The organism is Neorhizobium phenanthreniclasticum, assembly GCF_040066075.1.
Taxonomy (GTDB): domain Bacteria; phylum Pseudomonadota; class Alphaproteobacteria; order Rhizobiales; family Rhizobiaceae; genus Neorhizobium; species Neorhizobium petrolearium.
In genome coordinates this window covers 1-836 of sequence record NZ_JBEAAL010000091.1, presented here as the reverse complement: position 1 = coordinate 836, position 836 = coordinate 1, and the positions used below count along the sequence as shown (strand labels likewise).

General features: G+C 61.2%; 3 protein-coding genes. All 3 read right to left on the bottom strand.

The genetic code is table 11. The annotated features are described in order from the left end of the window. Positions 1 to 164: NapC/NirT family cytochrome c (locus tag ABK249_RS33845; protein WP_348864930.1), on the bottom strand; the 164-nt coding region annotated here is incomplete at its 3' end. Between the two features lie 4 nt (positions 165 to 168). Continuing rightward, positions 169 to 660: a nitrate reductase cytochrome c-type subunit gene (locus ABK249_RS33840; RefSeq protein ID WP_210057270.1), complete on the bottom strand. Its 492-nt coding sequence runs from the start codon at positions 658 to 660 to the stop codon at positions 169 to 171. Then, a partial coding sequence (locus ABK249_RS33835; protein WP_348864929.1) for a molybdopterin dinucleotide binding domain-containing protein occupies positions 630 to 836 on the bottom strand: 207 nt, incomplete at its 5' end. The genes ABK249_RS33835 and ABK249_RS33840, both read right to left, overlap by 31 nt.

Sequence of the window (836 nt, the reverse complement as noted above, 5' to 3'; positions counted from 1 at the left end):
CAGAACTTCTCCGTATTGGTCAGCTCCAGCGCGGTATTGAACGCGCCCCAGAAGATCACCCCGCCGACGAAACCGCCAAGCGTCAGGAAGGCAAGGCTCAGAGTGCCCGCCGGCGTGCTGAGGATCTTCCATATCCACGCCGCAAGATTTTTTATCCGTCCCATCACCCTATTTGCCCCCCAGATGCTCGACACCCATCTGGCTCATGTCCCGGAACGTGTTGCCGACGAGCGGATTCACTTCCGCCTGCGGAACATGGCAGGCCGTGCAGAAATAGCGGCGCGGCGAAACGTCCGCGAGCATCTGTCCCTCCCGCGTCATGTAGTGGGTGACGCTGATCATCGGTGCGCCCGCCCCTTCCGTGAACTCCCGCTTGTGACAGGAAAGACAGCGGTTCGTGTTGACCGACAACTGATAGCCTTCGATCGAGTGCGGAATGACCGGAGGCTGATCGGGGTATGCCCGCATCTTGCGTATGTCATCCACGTTCCACTTGGGCATCGGGCGGGCGGGCACCGTCTCCATGGCCTGCGGCGGGCCCGACAATTGCGGGACCATCTGGGCTGCGGCAAGCGTCGCCATGAACGCGACCGCAAAGGCCGTGGCTACGATTCGAAAGGAACCAAAGCTCAGACGGCTGGAACGATCTTGACTGCGCATTTCTTGAAATCCGTCTGTTTGGAGATGGGATCGGTGGCGTCAAGCGTGACCTTGTTGATCAACTGGCTGGCATCGAACCAGGGCACGAAGATCACGCCCGGCGGCATGCGGTTGCGCCCGCGGGTTTCCACCCGGGACCGGATTTCACCGCGCCGGGAGACGATCCTGATTTCGGC

Bases quoted from the DNA above. Each gene is read 5' to 3' on its own strand.
- ABK249_RS33840 (WP_210057270.1), bottom strand. From the start codon at position 660: ATGCGCAGTCAAGATCGTTCCAGCCGTCTGAGCTTTGGTTCCTTTCGA.